Annotated in this window: 14 protein-coding genes; 3 read left to right on the top strand and 11 right to left on the bottom strand. The window is 58.5% G+C overall.

What is annotated here, in order from left to right; all coding sequences use genetic code 11:
• Positions 1 to 11 precede the first annotated feature (11 nt).
• Positions 12 to 890, top strand: a complete 879-nt coding sequence (locus tag ACZ9IM_RS08830; protein ID WP_427623395.1) for a hypothetical protein — start codon at positions 12 to 14, stop codon at positions 888 to 890.
• A 44-nt stretch (positions 891 to 934) separates the two neighbouring features.
• Here the strand turns inward: ACZ9IM_RS08830 and ACZ9IM_RS08825 are convergent, their stop codons facing one another.
• The 5 genes from ACZ9IM_RS08825 to ACZ9IM_RS08805 form a co-directional block, all read right to left on the bottom strand.
• Entirely contained in the window at positions 935 to 2,098 is a 1,164-nt protein-coding gene (locus tag ACZ9IM_RS08825) for a type III PLP-dependent enzyme (RefSeq protein WP_008067252.1), read from the bottom strand.
• A gap of 474 nt (positions 2,099 to 2,572) precedes the next feature.
• A complete protein-coding gene (locus tag ACZ9IM_RS08820; RefSeq protein ID WP_427623394.1) occupies positions 2,573 to 3,730 on the bottom strand; it encodes an osmoprotectant ABC transporter ATP-binding protein OsmV in 1,158 nt (385 codons plus the stop codon).
• A complete protein-coding gene (locus ACZ9IM_RS08815; protein WP_063341568.1) occupies positions 3,727 to 4,380 on the bottom strand; it encodes an ABC transporter permease in 654 nt (217 codons plus the stop codon). Before ACZ9IM_RS08815 ends, ACZ9IM_RS08820 begins: the two co-directional genes overlap by 4 nt.
• 12 nt (positions 4,381 to 4,392) lie before the next feature.
• Positions 4,393 to 5,286: a glycine betaine ABC transporter substrate-binding protein gene (locus tag ACZ9IM_RS08810; RefSeq protein ID WP_427623392.1), complete on the bottom strand. Its 894-nt coding sequence runs from the start codon at positions 5,284 to 5,286 to the stop codon at positions 4,393 to 4,395.
• Positions 5,287 to 5,306: 20 nt separating this feature from the next.
• Positions 5,307 to 6,023 (bottom strand): ABC transporter permease, encoded by a 717-nt coding sequence (locus tag ACZ9IM_RS08805; protein ID WP_007900385.1) that lies wholly within the window; start codon positions 6,021 to 6,023, stop codon positions 5,307 to 5,309.
• Positions 6,024 to 6,466: 443 nt separating this feature from the next.
• Between ACZ9IM_RS08805 and ACZ9IM_RS08800 the strand changes: the two genes are divergently transcribed.
• Both ACZ9IM_RS08800 and ACZ9IM_RS08795 read left to right on the top strand, forming a co-directional pair.
• Positions 6,467 to 8,050, top strand: coding sequence for a peptide chain release factor 3 (locus ACZ9IM_RS08800; protein WP_007900384.1), 1,584 nt, complete (start codon positions 6,467 to 6,469; stop codon positions 8,048 to 8,050).
• 351 nt (positions 8,051 to 8,401) lie between these two features.
• The gene (locus ACZ9IM_RS08795; RefSeq protein ID WP_123498924.1) at positions 8,402 to 8,617 is read left to right on the top strand and encodes a hypothetical protein; all 216 of its coding nucleotides are present in this window, start codon (positions 8,402 to 8,404) and stop codon (positions 8,615 to 8,617) included.
• Between the two features lie 178 nt (positions 8,618 to 8,795).
• Here the strand turns inward: ACZ9IM_RS08795 and ACZ9IM_RS08790 are convergent, their stop codons facing one another.
• From ACZ9IM_RS08790 to ACZ9IM_RS08765, 6 genes are all read right to left on the bottom strand, one after another.
• Entirely contained in the window at positions 8,796 to 9,776 is a 981-nt protein-coding gene (locus ACZ9IM_RS08790) for a peptide ABC transporter ATP-binding protein (RefSeq protein ID WP_192346289.1), read from the bottom strand.
• The gene (locus ACZ9IM_RS08785; RefSeq protein ID WP_218398663.1) at positions 9,776 to 10,744 is read right to left on the bottom strand and encodes an ABC transporter ATP-binding protein; all 969 of its coding nucleotides are present in this window, start codon (positions 10,742 to 10,744) and stop codon (positions 9,776 to 9,778) included. The genes ACZ9IM_RS08790 and ACZ9IM_RS08785 overlap by 1 nt, the downstream gene beginning before the upstream one ends.
• Before the next feature lie 10 nt (positions 10,745 to 10,754).
• Positions 10,755 to 11,666 (bottom strand): ABC transporter permease subunit, encoded by a 912-nt coding sequence (locus ACZ9IM_RS08780; protein ID WP_427623388.1) that lies wholly within the window; start codon positions 11,664 to 11,666, stop codon positions 10,755 to 10,757.
• A 10-nt stretch (positions 11,667 to 11,676) separates the two neighbouring features.
• Entirely contained in the window at positions 11,677 to 12,687 is a 1,011-nt protein-coding gene (locus ACZ9IM_RS08775; protein WP_007900379.1) for an ABC transporter permease subunit, read from the bottom strand.
• Between the two features lie 73 nt (positions 12,688 to 12,760).
• On the bottom strand, positions 12,761 to 14,356 hold the full coding sequence (locus ACZ9IM_RS08770; RefSeq protein ID WP_476223712.1) for an ABC transporter substrate-binding protein: 1,596 nt from the start codon (positions 14,354 to 14,356) through the stop codon (positions 12,761 to 12,763).
• Between the two features lie 75 nt (positions 14,357 to 14,431).
• Positions 14,432 to 15,865: an OprD family porin gene (locus tag ACZ9IM_RS08765; RefSeq protein ID WP_218398665.1), complete on the bottom strand. Its 1,434-nt coding sequence runs from the start codon at positions 15,863 to 15,865 to the stop codon at positions 14,432 to 14,434.
• Between the last annotated feature and the right edge of the window lie 167 nt (positions 15,866 to 16,032).

Genomic DNA, 16,032 nt, shown 5'->3' with positions numbered 1-16,032 from the left:
AAATATAAAGTATGAATTCACTTGCCTATGAGTTTACGTCAGCGCAACGGCGCGTTTTAGATCGATACGTCACTTTTCTCGGCTCGTTACATCCGACATTCAACGGAATACCGCTTGTGTTTGAGCGCCGTAGAAAAAACGGACATCAACTTGCGGTTCTGTCCAGGGACTCGCGCCTGGAAAATGCCAGATTCAATGAGCGATATCTACAAGAGTTTTGGGGGCGTACTGGAGAAGCCCTGCTTCTATGCGGAGCCTATTTTGAAGATCTCGAAACGTTCACTGGGGAGTCTTTGGAAATAACCGGGAAAACCTCCAGGAACGAACCCATTGGTCAGGTGGATTTCAGGCAGTACAGTCTATCCAGATCCCCGATCTGGAAGTTATTTCCGCCAACGAATGTACCGGATTTGATTCATGAGTTGGCGCTTCGATTCTATGAGCTAAGAGCCGTGGTACGACAATTGAAATATACGGTCGTAGAAGTGTATGAGGAGTCGTTTGGGCTGAAGTCGGTATTCCGCAGTGCCATGGATCATCGGTCCTGTAATTGCCATATAGAGCCAACGGTTGCACAGGAGTTGTTCGGCGAGCCTGCGACTACTCCGGTCTGGGACTTCAATTACTCTTCGAGGGACCCTTCAGTCAAGGCTGCAGAATATAAGGCGGATATCGCAGCGCTATTCAGTGGGTTCGCTGCCGTGAACTCGCAGATGGGGTTGTTCATTGAGGAGCTTTATCAACGTATCGATGGTGTGTGCAACGAACTCCTCCAGGCAAAGGGGGCGTCTAGACTCGGGGAGTTAAACTTCAAGCTGGCCGCCACCCTGGAGGGCGCTAGTGAGTGTGTGGCGCTGATGAACCACTTTGAGGTATGGCTTCGTAAATAAAAAAAGCCCATGTTTTCATGGGCCTTTTTTTGATTGGATGCTTATTACACGTAAAATGACTTCAGCGGCGGGAAGCCATTGAACTCAACAGCGCTGTAGCTGGTGGTGTACGCACCGGTCGACAACCAGTACAAACGGTCACCGATCGCCAGGTTCAGCGGCAGGCCGTACTTGTAGTTTTCGTACATGATGTCGGCGCTGTCGCAGGTTGGACCGGCGATGACCACTTCTTCCATCTCGCCTTTCTTCTCGGTCCAGATCGGGAACTTGATGGCTTCGTCCATGGTTTCGATCAGGCCAGAGAATTTGCCCACATCCGTGTACACCCAGCGCTCGACGGCGGTACGGGATTTACGCGCCACCAGCACTACTTCACTGACCAGAATGCCGGCGTTGGCGATCAGCGAACGGCCCGGCTCCAGGATGATTTCAGGCAACTCGTCGCCGAAGTCTTCCTTGAGGAAGCGGATGATTTCTTCAGCGTAGGTTTCAAGGCTGTTGGTGCGGGTGATGTAGTTGGCCGGGAAACCGCCGCCCATGTTGATCAGCTTCAGGTGGATACCGTCTTCTTCTTTCAGGCGTTCGAAGATCACTTTGACCTTGGCGATCGCCGCGTCCCAGACGCTGATGTCGCGCTGCTGCGAACCGACGTGGAACGAGATGCCGTACGGCACCAGGCCCAGGTCACGAGCGAGGATCAGCAGGTCCATGGCCATGTCGGTCTGGCAGCCGAATTTACGCGACAGTGGCCAGTCAGCGGTGGTCGAGCCTTCAGTCAGGATGCGCACGTAGACTTTCGAGCCTGGAGCTGCCTTGGCGATGTTGCGCAGGTCAGCTTCGGAGTCGGTGGCGTACAGACGCACGCCCTTGTCGTAGAAGTAGCGAATGTCTTTGGATTTCTTGATGGTGTTGCCGTAGCTGATGCGATCCGGGCCGACGCCCTGGTTCATCACTTTGTCGAGCTCGTAGATCGAGGCGATGTCGAAGTTCGAGCCTTTCTCTTTGAGCAGGTCGATGATTTCAACGGCCGGGTTGGCCTTGACTGCGTAGTAGACCTTGGCGAATTCGAAACCGGCGCGCAGGTCGTCGTAGGCCTGGCTGATCATCGCGGTGTCGATCACCACGAACGGGGTTTCTTGTTTGTCGGCGAAGGCCTTCATTTTCTGGAAGGTATCGCGCGCGAAATAGTCTTCGACGTTGATCGACATGCTGGGAACTCCTACTGGCAAACTGAAATTATCAATGGGTGCAAATGAACGCCCTCCGTATCCCCACTTTGGTTCGCCTACTTCCCAAGGCATGTCGCCGAAAGCAAAAAGGCCATGGGAGGCGGTGCTTTCCCTTGGCCTTGCTGTCTCGTCGTCAGTACTTGAGCCGGATGGATCGTTTCCAGCATGGACGTTCGGCGCGAACTTTAGGGCGTGAGGAGCTTGAGATCAACAAAAAATGTCGCGTTTTTGCACGCTTCCGTCGTGCGGTCCCGGACAGCTACTGATGTAACCGACCTGCATGACAGTGTGATGTTCCCCGAATGAGGGATTTTGGAGGGATTTGCATTGCCTGATCGTTCCCACGCTCCGCGTGGGAATGCCGCCCGGGACGCTCTGCGTCCAGCCGTTGAGACGCAGAGCGTCTCTGGATGCATTCCCACGCGGAGCGTGGGAACGATCAGTAGAAAGGGATCAGGCCAACGCAGCTTCCGCTGGCGAAACAATACTGGTCTTACCCCCACGAGACTTACCGGAGCTCAGATACTCGGCAATCGATTCCTGAGTCACTTCCCCCAGGAACACCCGCTCGGCATCCATCACCGGCAGCCACGAGCGGTTGAACTCGTACATGCGCGATAGCAGGATGCGCAAATGCTCGTCGTACGCCGCGGTGGCGTTGAACTCGCGCAGGTATTGCGCGCAGGTGCCGGTCTGACGGTGCAGGTCGCGACGGCGCACGTAGCCCAAGGCCTTGTTCTCGGCACAGGTGACCACCACGTAGCGACGGTCCAGTTCGTCCATCAACTCCAGCGCTTCGGCCACTGGCGTTTCCGGGCTCACCGATGGCGCGTTGTCGGCCGCGTCTTCGGCTTTCACCAGCAGCAGACGCTTGAGGGTGCTGTCCTGGCCGACGAAGTTGCTGACAAAGTCATCCGCCGGGTGCGCGAGCAGTGTATCCGGATGGTCGATCTGCAGCAGTTTGCCCGCGCGGAAAATCGCGATCTTGTCGCCGAGCTTGATGGCTTCATCGATGTCGTGGCTGACCATGATCACGGTCTTGTTCAAAGCCCGTTGCATCTCGAAGAACTCGTTCTGAATCATCTCGCGGTTGATCGGGTCGACCGCGCCGAATGGTTCGTCCATCAACAACAGCGGCGCATCCGCTGCCAGCGCGCGAATCACGCCGATCCGCTGCTGCTGGCCACCGGACAACTCACGCGGGTAGCGAGTCAGATACTGCTTGGGTTCGAGCTTGATCATGCTCATCAACTCGCGGGCGCGGTCGTGGCATTTCTGTTTGTCCCAGCCCAGCAGGCGCGGAACGATGGTGATGTTTTCCTCGATGGTCATGTTCGGGAACAGACCGATCTGCTGGATCACATAACCGATGTTGCGACGCAGGGTGACGGCGTCGAGGTCGGTGGTGTCTTCGCCGTTGATCAGGATCTTGCCCGAGGTTGGCTTGATCAGGCGGTTGATCATCTTCAGCGTGGTGCTTTTACCGCAACCCGATGGCCCGAGGAACACACAGATTTCGCCTTCATTGACGGTCAGGCTCACCGAGTCCACGGCTTTCACATCTTTGCCGTTGCTTTGGAAGGTCTTGCTGAGGTTTTGAAGTTCGATCATTTCAGGAGTCCTTTTGGAGTCAGCGTGCGTTGCAGCCATTGCAGAAGCAGGTCGGCGAAGATGGCCAGGAGACTGACCAGCACGGCGCCGACGATCAGCATCGACATGTCGCTGCGGCTGATGGAAGCGAGAATGAGTACACCGAGGCCACCGGCGCCGATGGTCGCGGCGATGGTCATCACACCGATGTTCATCACCACGGCGGTGCGCACGCCGGCGAGGATCACCGGCACGGCAATCGGCAGTTCGACCATGCGCAGGCGCTGGCCGAAGGTCATGCCAATACCGCGCGCTGCTTCGCGAATGCCAGGCTCCACGCCGGTCAGGGCCAAATAGGTGTTACGCATGATCGGCAGCAGGGAGTACAGAAACACTGCGGTGATCGCCGGCATCGGGCCGAGGCCCTGGCCGAATTTGGAATAGAACGGCAGCAGCAGGCCGAACAGCGCAATCGATGGCACGGTCAGCAACACCGTAGCGCTGGCTTGCAACGGGCCGGCCAGTGTCGGGAAGCGGGTCATCAGGATGCCCAATGGCACGCCGACCACAATCGCCAGGGTCACGGCGATGCCAACCAGGGTGATGTGCTGCCAGGTCAGGTGTAAAACCTGCGGCCAATCGAGATGGGAAAAGGCGTTGAGAAATTCCATGTCTTTTCCTCCTTAGTTCAATGGATGTTGGCGCAGGAAATCGGCGGCAACGGATGAAGGGCTTTCGTGATCGACATCGACCCGCGCGTTGAGCTGACGCATGGTGGCGTCGTCGAACAGTTCGGCCAGCGGCTTGAGCTCTTCGGCGAGTTTCGGGTGGGCGTCGAGGTAAACCTGACGCACCACCGGCGCGGCGGTGTAGTCCGGGAAGTAGTGCTTGTCGTCTTCCAGCAGCTTCAGCTTGAAGGCGTTCAAACGACCGTCGGTGGTGTAGACCAGACCGGCGAACACCTGACCATTGCGCAGGGCGGTGTAGACCAAACCAGCATCCATCTGCCGGATGTTTTTGCGGGTCAGGTTCATGCCGTAGAGGTCGACCATGCCGTCCAGACCGTCGGAACGGTTGGCGAACTCGGTGTCCAGGGCGACGAGGTGATTGGTCTTCACCTCAGCCTGCAGCACTGTGTTCAGCTCGCTGATGGTGTTGATCTGCGGATACGCTTTTGCGGTGTTTTCCGGCAGTGCCAGGGCGTAGGTATTGCTGAATTTCGACGGGGTGAGCCAGACCAGGCCTTTTTTCGCGTCGAGTTCTTTCACCCGGGCGTAGGACTGAGCGCTGTCGAGCTTGTCGGTGACGTGGTTGTAAGCCACCAGCGACACGCCGGTGTATTCCCACATCAAATCCAGCTGGCCACTTTCGTGGGCGCTGCGAGCCAGGTTGCTGCCCAGACCGCCGGTCACCTGGGTATCGTAACCCTTGGCGCGCAGGTATTGGGAAGTGATTTCCGCCAGCAGGGTTTGTTCGGTGAACACCCGGGCGCCGATGCGGATAACGGGTTTTTCAGCGGCTTGGGCAAATCCTGCGAACAGCAGGGCGCAGCCTAGTATTAAGCTTATTTTTTTCATGTTGATTCCTTTGCCGAGGCTTAAGACGGGCGCAAGCCGCGTTCGAGCCAGAGGCGGCTGGCGAGTGTCACCAGTCCGTCGAGCAGCAAGGCCAGCAGGGCGGTGCAGGCCGCGCCTAGCAGCAGTTGCGGCTGATTGTTCAGGGCGATGCCGGGGAAAATCAGGCTGCCCAGGCTGTTGGCGCCAATCAGGAACGCCAGCGGTGCCGTACCGACGTTGATCGCCAGTGCCACGCGCACACCACCGATGATGATCGGCACGGCGTTCGGCAGTTCGACCCGCCATAGCACCTGAGTCGGTGTCATGCCGATGCCGACGGCCGCTTCCTTGAGTGATCCCTGAACGTTTTTCAGGCCTTCATAGGTGTTGCGCACAATCGGCAACAGTGAGGCGAGGAACAAGGCGAAGATCGCCGGGCCACTGCCGATGCCGAGAATCCCCAGGGCGATGGCCAGTACGGCGAGTGGCGGCACGGTGTTGCCGATGTTGAAGATCTGCATGAAGCGTTCGGCGCGGCCAACCATGGTCGGGCGGCTGAGGAAGATACCGGCGGGTATGCCCACTACAAGGGCGGCCAGCATGGAAACGAGGACGAGAATCAGATGAGCTTGCAGGTAAAACAACAAATCGTCGCGGTACTGTTCGATCGTGTTGATGCCAATCCAGTGGACCAGCAGGGCCAGAAGGGCGACGACAACCGCACCTCCTATCAGCCCTTTGCCATAGCGAATAGCCACAGGCGGACTCCTTTTTTCTTTGTCGGCAAACGCAGTCCCGTGTGGCAATGCCATTCCTGGCTGCCGGGAAAACAACGTTCGCGAGAAGCAGCTCTATCAGTGCCGGTAAACGGCATGAAATCGAGCCATAAGCGCAGCCTCGTCAGACTAACTTGCTGATTTTTCAGCCCCTGACGACGGGTCGTAACAGGGGAGTGGACGCCTCCACCTTTTAAAAGGTTCCATAATTAACAGCATTTAGCCACCGCGTAGGAGCTGCCGAAGGCTGCGATCTTTTGATCTTGATCTTCGGTGGTCTTGAAAAAACAAGATCAAAAGATCGCAGCCTTCGGCAGCTCCTACAGGGATGCGGTGTTCGGGAAGCCCTACGGACGGTGGTCCGTAGATGTCGTTTTGAGCTATACTCGCCGCCCTTTTTTGAATCACCTGCCAGGCGATTTCCCATGACCAAACAGGCCGCCGAAGTCGCGAAACGCCGCACTTTCGCCATTATTTCCCACCCCGATGCCGGTAAAACCACCATCACCGAGAAGCTCTTGCTGATGGGCAAGGCGATTGCGATTGCGGGCACGGTGAAATCTCGAAAATCCGACCGCCATGCCACCTCCGACTGGATGGAAATGGAAAAACAACGGGGTATTTCCATTACCACGTCGGTCATGCAGTTCCCGTATCGCGATCACATGATCAACCTGCTCGACACCCCGGGCCACGAAGACTTCTCCGAAGATACCTACCGCACCCTGACAGCGGTGGACTCGGCATTGATGGTTCTCGACGGCGGTAAGGGTGTAGAGCCTCGGACCATCGCGCTGATGGACGTCTGCCGTCTGCGTGACACGCCGATCGTCAGCTTCATCAACAAACTCGACCGTGACATTCGCGACCCGATTGAACTGCTCGACGAAATCGAAGCGGTCCTGAAGATCAAGGCGGCGCCGATCACCTGGCCGATCGGCTGCTACCGCGACTTCAAGGGCGTGTATCACCTCGCCGACGACTACATCATCGTTTACACCGCTGGCCACGGCCACGAACGCACCGATGTGAAAATCATCGAGAAGCTCGACTCCGATGAAGCCCGTGCGCACTTGGGCGACGAATACGATCGCTTCGTCGATCAGCTGGAACTGGTGCAGGGCGCCTGTCACGAATTCAATCAACAGGAATTCCTCGACGGCCAACTGACGCCGGTATTCTTCGGTACTGCATTGGGCAACTTCGGTGTCGATCACGTGCTCGACGCCGTGGTCAACTGGGCGCCGAAACCGCTGGCCCGTGTCGCCAATGAGCGCACCGTGGAGCCGGTTGAAGAGAAGTTCGCCGGCTTCGTGTTCAAGATCCAGGCGAACATGGACCCGAAACACCGCGACCGCATCGCCTTCATGCGTATCTGCTCTGGCAAGTACGAAAAAGGCATGAAAATGCGCCACGTGCGTACCGGCAAAGACGTACGGATCGGCGATGCGCTGACCTTCTTCTCCTCCGAGCGTGAGCAACTGGAAGAAGCGTTTGCCGGCGACATCATCGGCTTGCACAACCACGGCACCATCCAGATCGGCGACACCTTCACCGAAGGCGAAGTCCTGGGCTTCACCGGCATCCCGCACTTCGCCCCGGAACTGTTCCGTCGCGTGCGTCTGCGTGATCCGCTGAAATCCAAGCAACTGCGTCAGGGCCTGCAGCAACTGGCCGAAGAAGGCGCCACTCAGGTGTTCTTCCCCGAGCGCAGCAACGACATCATCCTGGGTGCCGTCGGTGTGCTGCAGTTCGACGTGGTCGCCAGCCGTTTGAAAGAGGAATACAAGGTCGAGTGCTCGTATGAGCCGATCACTGTTTATTCCGCGCGCTGGATTGATTGCGACGATAAGAAGAAGTTCGAGGAGTTCCGGGTCAAGGCCGTGGAAAACCTTGCGGTCGACGGCGGTGGTCACCTGACCTACCTGGCTCCGACGCGGGTTAACTTGGCTCTGATGGAAGAGCGTTGGCCGGATGTGAAATTCCGTGCGACGCGTGAGCATCATTAAGCGCTGAGTCGTAACACCAAAGCCCCGATGCGTAAGCCTCGGGGCTTTTTTGTGTCGCCTCGGTCAACTGTGGGAGCGGCGGTGCGGCGATCCGACTTGCTCGCGAAAGCGTCGGGTCAGTCGACATCAATGTTGAATGAAAGGGCCCTTTCGCGAGCAAGCCCGCTCCCACATTGGACCATTGTTGTTAGTGGGTTTGGATATAACCCCTATTCCAAACAAATCTCCCCGCCAGCGGCATTTTCTGCTACCCGGTAGCGTCCTCTCTGGAGAACCCGGTCAATCGGAACTAAATTTCATTCATTACCTGTCAGGCATCCGTGCTTCACCCCACAAAGGATGGAATCGACTATGAGTATTTATCAACGCATTGTGTTGTTGCTTAAGGTTTTGGTGCTGCTGTCCCTTGGCACATCGGCGGTGGCGTGGGCGGAATGTGAGAACCACGAAACACAGGCCTTGAACGGGCAAGGCGTGCACAGCGAGCAGATGATCGCTGCGACCGAATCAGGCGATGATGATCCAGACGCCGATGAGGAAGAGGATGAGGAAGACACGCAAACGTAAATGACGGACAAAAGAAAACCCCTCGCCGGACTGATACGCAATCTGGCGGAAGGGGTCTGGTCAACTCGGTCCCTGTGGGAGCGGGCTTGCTCGCGAAAGCAATCTGTCAGTCGACAGAGATGGTGACTGAAACACCGACTTCGCGAGCAAGCTCGCTCTCATTTTTTTCAGGCCGTTTTTACGCCGCGCCGTCGAGGAATTGCTCGGCGTAGTGGCAAGCCACCTGACGGGTGTCGACCAGGCGCAGGAGCGGTTCTTCTGTGGTGCAGCGCTCGGTCGCGTACGGGCAGCGCTTGTGGAAGGCGCAGCCGGACGGCGGGTTCAGCGGGTTTGGCAGTTCGCCGACGATCTTGATTTTCGGCTTGTTCGGGTCCGGGTGGATGGTCGGAGTGGCCGACAACAGCGCCTGGGTGTAGGGGTGCAGAGGGCGAGTGTAGATGTCCTCTTTCGGGCCCATTTCCACCGGACGGCCGAGGTACATCACCATCACGTGATCGGCGACGTGGCGCACCACTGCCAGGTTGTGGGAGATGAACACGTAGGCGGTGTTGAATTCTTGCTGCAAATCCATGAACAGGTTCAGCACTTGCGCCTGGATCGACACGTCCAGCGCCGAGGTCGGTTCATCCGCCACCAGCACTTTCGGTTGCAGCATCATCGCGCGGGCCAGGGCAATCCGCTGGCGCTGACCGCCGGAGAACATGTGCGGGTAGCGCTGGTAATGCTCAGGCCGCAAGCCCACCTGTTTCATCATCGCCTGGACTTTCTCGCGACGTTCCGAGGCGCTCAGGTTGGTGTTGATCAGCAGCGGTTCGGCGAGCTGATCACCGACTTTCTGTCGTGGGTTCAGCGACGCGTACGGGCTCTGGAACACCATCTGCACATCTTTGCGCAGTTGCTTGCGCTGAGCCTTGTCGGCACCCGCGACTTCCTGCCCGGCGATTTTCAAGGAGCCGGAGGACGGTTCTTCAATCAGCGTCAGGGCCCGGGCCAAGGTGGATTTGCCACAACCCGATTCGCCCACAACGGCGAGGGTCTTGCCGGCTTCCAGTTCGAACGACACACCGTTGAGGGCGCGCACGGTCGCATGACCCTTGAACAGGCCACGGGACACTTCGTAGTGACGGGTCAGGTTGCGGGCGGTTAGTACGACGGCCATTACGCCACCTCCTGATTCAGCGGGTAGAAGCAGCGGGCGAGGCTGTTGCTTTTCTGGTCAAGGGCCGGACGCTGGGTGCGGCAGTTGTCTTGCACGTACGGGCAGCGTGGCGACAGCAGGCAGCCTTGCGGGCGGTCGTAACGACCGGGAACGATGCCCGGCAATGTCGACAGGCGCGCGGCGCCCAGGCTGTGTTCCGGAATCGCCTTGAGCAGTGCTTCGCTGTACGGGTGCGCCGGAATGTCGAACAGTTGTGGCACCTGACCGACTTCAACCGCTTGGCCGGCGTACATCACGCACACGCGCTGGGCGGTTTCGGCCACGACCGCGAGGTCGTGGGTGATCAGCACCAGGCCCATGTTCTGCTCTTTCTGCAGGGCCAGCAGCAGGTCCATGATCTGCGCCTGAATCGTCACGTCGAGTGCTGTGGTCGGTTCGTCGGCGATCAGCAGTTTCGGTTCGCCGGCAATCGCCATGGCGATTGCAACACGCTGGCTCATGCCGCCGGAGAGTTGATGCGGATAGGCGTCCATACGGCTGGCGGCGCCCGGGATTTCCACTTTTTCCAGCAGTTCGATGGCACGCTTGCGGGCGTCCTTGCGGGACATTTTCAGGTGCAGGCGCAGCACTTCTTCGATCTGGAAACCGACGGTGTAGCTCGGGTTCAGCGCGGTCATCGGGTCCTGGAAAACCATGGCCAGGTCTTTGCCGACGATTTGCCGACGCTGACGGTTACTGAGCTTGAGCATGTTCTTGCCGTCGAAATTCAGAGCATCGGCGGTGACGATCCCCGGATGCTCGATCAGGCCCATCAGCGCCATCATGGTCACGGACTTGCCGGAACCCGATTCGCCAACGATAGCCAGCACTTCGCCCTTGTCCACGGTAATGTCGAGACCGTCGACCACCGGAACGGCGTTGGCGTCGCCGAAGCGAACGTTGAGATTCTTGATTTCTAACAGTGACATTTGAATCTCCTCAGGCGGCGTTCTTGAGTTTCGGGTCCAGCGCATCGCGCAGGCCGTCGCCCATCAAGTTGATTGCCAGCACGCTGAGCAAAATGGTCAAACCAGGCAAGCTCACCACCCACCAGGCACGTTCGATGTAGTCACGAGCCGAAGCCAGCATGGTGCCCCACTCAGGCGTTGGCGGTTGTACGCCAAGGCCGAGGAAGCCCAGTGCCGCGGCATCGAGAATTGCCGAGGAGAAACTCAAGGTGGCCTGCACGATCAGCGGCGCCATGCAGTTGGGCAGCACGGTCACGAACATCAGGCGTGGCAGACCGGCACCGGCCAGGCGTGCGGCGGTCACGTAGTCGCGGTTCAATTCGCCCATCACCGCGGCGCGGGTCAGACGAACATAGGACGGCAACGAAACCACGGCGATGGCAATAATGGTGTTGATCAGGCCAGGGCCGAGGATGGCGACAATCGCCACGGCCAGCAGCAGGGACGGCAGGGCCAGCATGATGTCCATCAGACGCATGATGGTCGGGCCGAGCACGCGCGGGAAGAACCCGGCGAACAGACCCAACAGGATGCCCGGAATCAGCGACATCACCACCGACGACAAGCCGATCAGCAAGGACAGGCGCGAACCGTTGATCAGCCGCGACAGCAGGTCGCGACCCAGTTCATCTGTGCCGAGCAGGAACTGGATTTGCCCGCCTTCCAGCCAGGACGGCGGGGTCAGCAGGAAGTCGCGGTACTGCTCGCTTGGGTTATGCGGTGCGACCCATGGGGCGAAGATCGCGCAGAAAATCACCAGCAGCATGAACATCAGGCCGGCGACGGCACCTTTGTTTTTCGAGAATGCTTGCCAGAATTCTTTATACGGGGACGGATACAGCAGGCTTTGATCGACTGCTACCGGTGTAGTGAGAGTGGTCATGGTCTTGATCTCAGCGCTGATGACGGATGCGTGGGTTGGCAAAGCCGTAGAGGATGTCCACCACGAAGTTGACCAGGATCACCAGGCAGGCGATTAACAGGATGCCGTTCTGCACCACGGGATAGTCCCGTGCGCCAATGGCTTCGATCAGCCATTTGCCGATGCCGGGCCAGGAGAAAATGGTTTCGGTCAGGACCGCACCGGCCAACAGAGTGCCGACTTGCAGGCCGACCACGGTCAGTACCGGAATCAGTGCGTTACGCAAGCCGTGAACGAACACCACGCGCGATGGCGACAGGCCTTTGGCGCGGGCGGTACGGATGTAGTCTTCACGCAGCACTTCGAGCATCGACGAACGGGTCATCCGCGCGATCACCGCCAGCGGGATAGTACCGAGCACGATGGCCGGCAGGATCAGGTGATGCAGGGCATCGAAGAACGCCCCGACGTCGTCGGCCAGCAGCGTATCGATCAGCATGAAGCCGGTGCGCGGCTCGATGTCGTAGAGCAGGTCGATCCGCCCGGACACCGGGGTCCAGCCCAGGCTCACCGAGAAGAACATGATCAGGATCAGGCCCCACCAGAAGATCGGCATCGAGTATCCCGCCAGGGAGATGCCCATCACCCCGTGGTCGAACAGGGATCCTCGCTTGAGTGCCGCAATCACCCCGGCCAGAAGGCCCAGGATGCCGGCGAATAACAGGGCGGCCATGGACAGTTCCAGGGTCGCGGGGAATAGAGAGCTGAACTCGGTCCAGACGCTTTCACGGGTACGCAGGGATTCGCCGAGATCGCCGTGGGCCAACTTGCCGATGTAATCCAGGTATTGGGCATACAGGGGTTTGTTCAGACCTAGGCGTTCCATTGCCTGAGCATGCATTTCGGGGTCGACTCTACGTTCGCCCATCATTACTTCCACGGGGTCGCCTGGAATCATGCGAATCAACGCGAAAGTCAGCAAGGTGATGCCGAAGAACGTGGGGATCAATAACCCCAATCGGCGGGCAATAAAACTAAACATCGTGTGGTGTACCTCATCAGCCGGTTAGGCGTGCCCGGCAGCGCTGGGGTCAGCGATGCCGGGCGTTTCTTATCTACTTCACCTGGGTGGTGGCGAAGTTATTAGTGGTGAGGGGGCTAATGTGATAGCCCTCTACGTTGGTGCGCATTGCAGTGAACATACGGGTGTGCGCCATGCTGATCCACGGCTGGTCCTGATTGAAAATGGCCTGGGCCTGTTCGTAGAGCGCCGTGCGTTCGTCCGGGTTCACTTTGGCCCGTGCTTCGTCGATCAGCGCCTGGAACTTTTCATTGCACCAGCGAGCGTAGTTTTCGCCGTTCTTGGCCGCTTCGCAACTGAGCATAGGCGTCAGGAAGTTATCCGGGTCACCGTTGTCGCCCGCCCAGCCGGCAGACACCATGTCGTGCTCGCCGTTTTTCGCGCGCTTGAGCATTTCGCCCCATTCCATGACTCGAATATCGACCTTGATCCCGACTTTGGCCAGATCGGCCTGCATCATCTGCGCGCCGAGCATCGGGTTCGGGTTGGTCGGGCCGCCGCCGTTACGGGTGAACAGGGTAAACGTGGTGCCTTCCGGTACGCCGGCTTCCTTGAGCAAGGCGCGAGCCTTGTCCAGATCACGTGGCGGGTTGGTCAGTTTGTGGTTGTAGCCCAGCAGGGTGTCCGGGTACGGGTTGACCGCCACGGTCGCATTGCCCTTGCCGAACAACGCGTTGACGTACGCAGCCTTGTCGAAGGCGATGTCGATGGCTTTACGCACGCGCACGTCGCTGATGTACGGGCGGGCGGTGTTCATGGCGACATAGGACACGGTCATCGCGTTCAGCTCATCAACCTTCAGGTTGGCGTCTTTCTTGATGCTCGGGATGTCATCCGGTTTCGGATACAGCGCGATCTGGCACTCGTTGGCCTTGAGCTTTTGCAGGCGCACGTTGTTGTCGGTGGCAATCGCCAGGACCAGCGCTTCAGCCGGTGGCTTGCCACGGAAGTAGTCCGGATTGGCCTTGAAGCGAACCTGAGCATCCTTGGCGTAACGCTGGAAGACGAACGGTCCGGTGCCGATCGGCTTGTTGTTCAGGTCGCCGGCCTTGTTGGCCTTGAGCAACTGATCGGCGTACTCGGCGGAGTAGATCGAGGAGAAGGCCATGGCGATGTCGGCCAGGAACGGCGCTTCACGGCGGGTCAGGGTGAATTTGACTGTGTTGTCGTCGACCTTCTCGACGCTTTTGAGCAGCTCTTTGAAGCCCATGCTTTCAAAGTACGGGAAGCCCACGCTCGACAGTTTGTGCCATGGGTGTTTCGGGTCCAGCTGACGCTGGAAGCTCCAGACCACGTCGTCGGCATTCATGTCGCGGGTCGGCTTGAAGTAATCGGTGGTGTGAAACTTGACGCCTTTGCGAAGGTGGAACGTGTAGGTCAGACCGTCGTCGCTGATGTCCCACGACTCGGCCAGTGCCGGGATCACTTCAGTGGTGCCGGGCTTGAAGTCCGCCAGACGATTGAAGATGGTTTCGGCCACCGCATCGGCTGTGACTGCAGTCGTGTACTGGACCATATCGAAGCCTTCCGGGCTGGCTTCGGTACAGACCACCAAGGGTTTGGCCGAGACGCCGACGGCGACACTCAGCAACGCGGCAGCGATGGCCGCTCGTAGGGGAAGCATTTTCATCTAGAGCCCTCTGCAATCGGTTGAACAGAAAAGCCAGACGGCCGACTCATCATGAGTCAGCCGCCGGCATGGGTTTTACAAAATGTTGAACGGGATGGTGGTCACGAGACGGAACTCGTTGATGCTGCCATCCACCTGGTTTTCGCTGGCGCGATGAGCGGTGTAGGTCGCGCGGATAGCGGTGGCCTTGAGTGGACCGCTCTGCACGGCGTACGAAGCACCGATGCCGTATTCATAGTGGTGTTCGCCATCCTGGTTCTGGATACCGTCGTAACCCTTGTCCGCCACGCCGCCGTTGCCGGTGTAGTGAGTGCCGTCGATGCCCCAGCCGCGAGCCTGATAGATGTTGAACTTCAGGCCCGGTACGCCGTATTCGGCCATGTTCAGACCGTAGGCAATCTGGAAGGACTTCTCGTTCGGGCCGTTGAAGTCCGACAGCAGGGAGTTGGCCAGGTAGATGCCGTTGGTTTCGTGCAGGTAGTCGAAGTACTCGTTACCGTTAATTTCCTGGTAAGAGAAGGTAAGGCTGTGAGCCTGGTGGGTCAGGCCGAACGACAGGGAGTAGGTGTCGTTATCGATCTTGCCGATAAGGGCTTTACCTTCTTCCTGGGTTTTGTAGTAGTTCAGGCCAGTGGTCAGGCTCAGGATCGAGCTGTCGCCCAGCACATGGCTGGCGCCGAAGTAGTACTGGTTCCACAGGTCTTCAGCCTGGGTACCCCACAGACTGGTGGTCAGGCTGGCAAATGGCGTGTAAGTGATACCGGCCGTGTGGACGTGATCGGTTTCAACGATGCCGTTGGCGTATTCGGTGCGGAACTTGCGCTGGCTTTGTTCGGTTCGTGGCGAGTTGCGATCGAACGTGCCGACGTCGAAGCTCAGGTTTTCCAGCTCTTCGCTGTGCAGGCTCACACCCTGGAAGCTCGAAGGCAACGCACGGTTACCGATGACATCGACCATCGGGCTGCTGAAGTTCTGGCGGCCGGCAGTGAGGGTGGTGTTGGACACGCGGGCCTTGACGTTGGCCAGGCCCAGCTTGCTCCATTGGCCGACGGCGTCGCCACCTTCCTCGGTCAGTGTGCGGTTGTTGCCCGCGCCAGAACGGGTACCCGGTGCGCCACCATTATTGGACGCCAGATCCTTGCGATCACGATCCAGAGCAATAGCGTTGTAGGCCGCCACTTCGGTGCTGAAACCTACGGTGCCTTCGGTGAAGCCGGAGTTGTACTTGAGGATAGTGCCCTGAACCCAGTTGATGCGACGATCAGTCGGGGTCGATACACCATTCTTCTTGTAGCTGAACGTGGCGCCGCGCTTCAGTTGCTCATTGGCATACCAGTTACGCGTGCTGCCGGTGATCGATTGGCCTTCGACAAAGCCTGTGGCTTCACTCTGGGCACTTTTCTCTTTAACGGTAACCGGCGTGAACGCCTGGCTCTGGGATTCTGCGTACGCCGTGGCGGTCACGCTGCTGATGGCCAAGGCCAATAACGCGGTGCTGCTCAGTTTCATGGGTGAAGCTCCTTACTTTCTTTTTTTTTAATGCCGGTCTTTTTCGGTGATCCGGCTATTTGGTGTGAACTCATGCAGGCATCGCAAACGTTTGCTATAGGCCGGATCGGCGAATTACGGCAATACGCTTGCGTGAGGGCGAATCCGCCCCCAGCGTTCTGACTAAT

It is taken from the genome of Pseudomonas sp. TE12508 (assembly GCF_056279485.1).
The sequence above is the reverse complement of the archived record's forward strand: the minus strand, read 5'-3'. Positions and strand labels throughout refer to the sequence as shown.

Coding starts and splice junctions, on each gene's coding strand:
- ACZ9IM_RS08810 (WP_427623392.1), bottom strand. CDS start 5,286: ATGAAAAAAATAAGCTTAATACTAGGCTGCGCCCTGCTGTTCGCAGGA.
- ACZ9IM_RS08770 (WP_476223712.1), bottom strand. CDS start 14,356: ATGAAAATGCTTCCCCTACGAGCGGCCATCGCTGCCGCGTTGCTGAGT.
- ACZ9IM_RS08825 (WP_008067252.1), bottom strand. CDS start 2,098: ATGTCGATCAACGTCGAAGACTATTTCGCGCGCGATACCTTCCAGAAA.
- ACZ9IM_RS08790 (WP_192346289.1), bottom strand. CDS start 9,776: ATGGCCGTCGTACTAACCGCCCGCAACCTGACCCGTCACTACGAAGTG.
- ACZ9IM_RS08820 (WP_427623394.1), bottom strand. CDS start 3,730: ATGATCGAACTTCAAAACCTCAGCAAGACCTTCCAAAGCAACGGCAAA.
- ACZ9IM_RS08780 (WP_427623388.1), bottom strand. CDS start 11,666: ATGACCACTCTCACTACACCGGTAGCAGTCGATCAAAGCCTGCTGTAT.
- ACZ9IM_RS08815 (WP_063341568.1), bottom strand. CDS start 4,380: ATGGAATTTCTCAACGCCTTTTCCCATCTCGATTGGCCGCAGGTTTTA.
- ACZ9IM_RS08830 (WP_427623395.1), top strand. CDS start 12: ATGAATTCACTTGCCTATGAGTTTACGTCAGCGCAACGGCGCGTTTTA.
- ACZ9IM_RS08800 (WP_007900384.1), top strand. CDS start 6,467: ATGACCAAACAGGCCGCCGAAGTCGCGAAACGCCGCACTTTCGCCATT.
- ACZ9IM_RS08795 (WP_123498924.1), top strand. CDS start 8,402: ATGAGTATTTATCAACGCATTGTGTTGTTGCTTAAGGTTTTGGTGCTG.
- ACZ9IM_RS08785 (WP_218398663.1), bottom strand. CDS start 10,744: ATGTCACTGTTAGAAATCAAGAATCTCAACGTTCGCTTCGGCGACGCC.
- ACZ9IM_RS08765 (WP_218398665.1), bottom strand. CDS start 15,865: ATGAAACTGAGCAGCACCGCGTTATTGGCCTTGGCCATCAGCAGCGTG.
- ACZ9IM_RS08775 (WP_007900379.1), bottom strand. CDS start 12,687: ATGTTTAGTTTTATTGCCCGCCGATTGGGGTTATTGATCCCCACGTTC.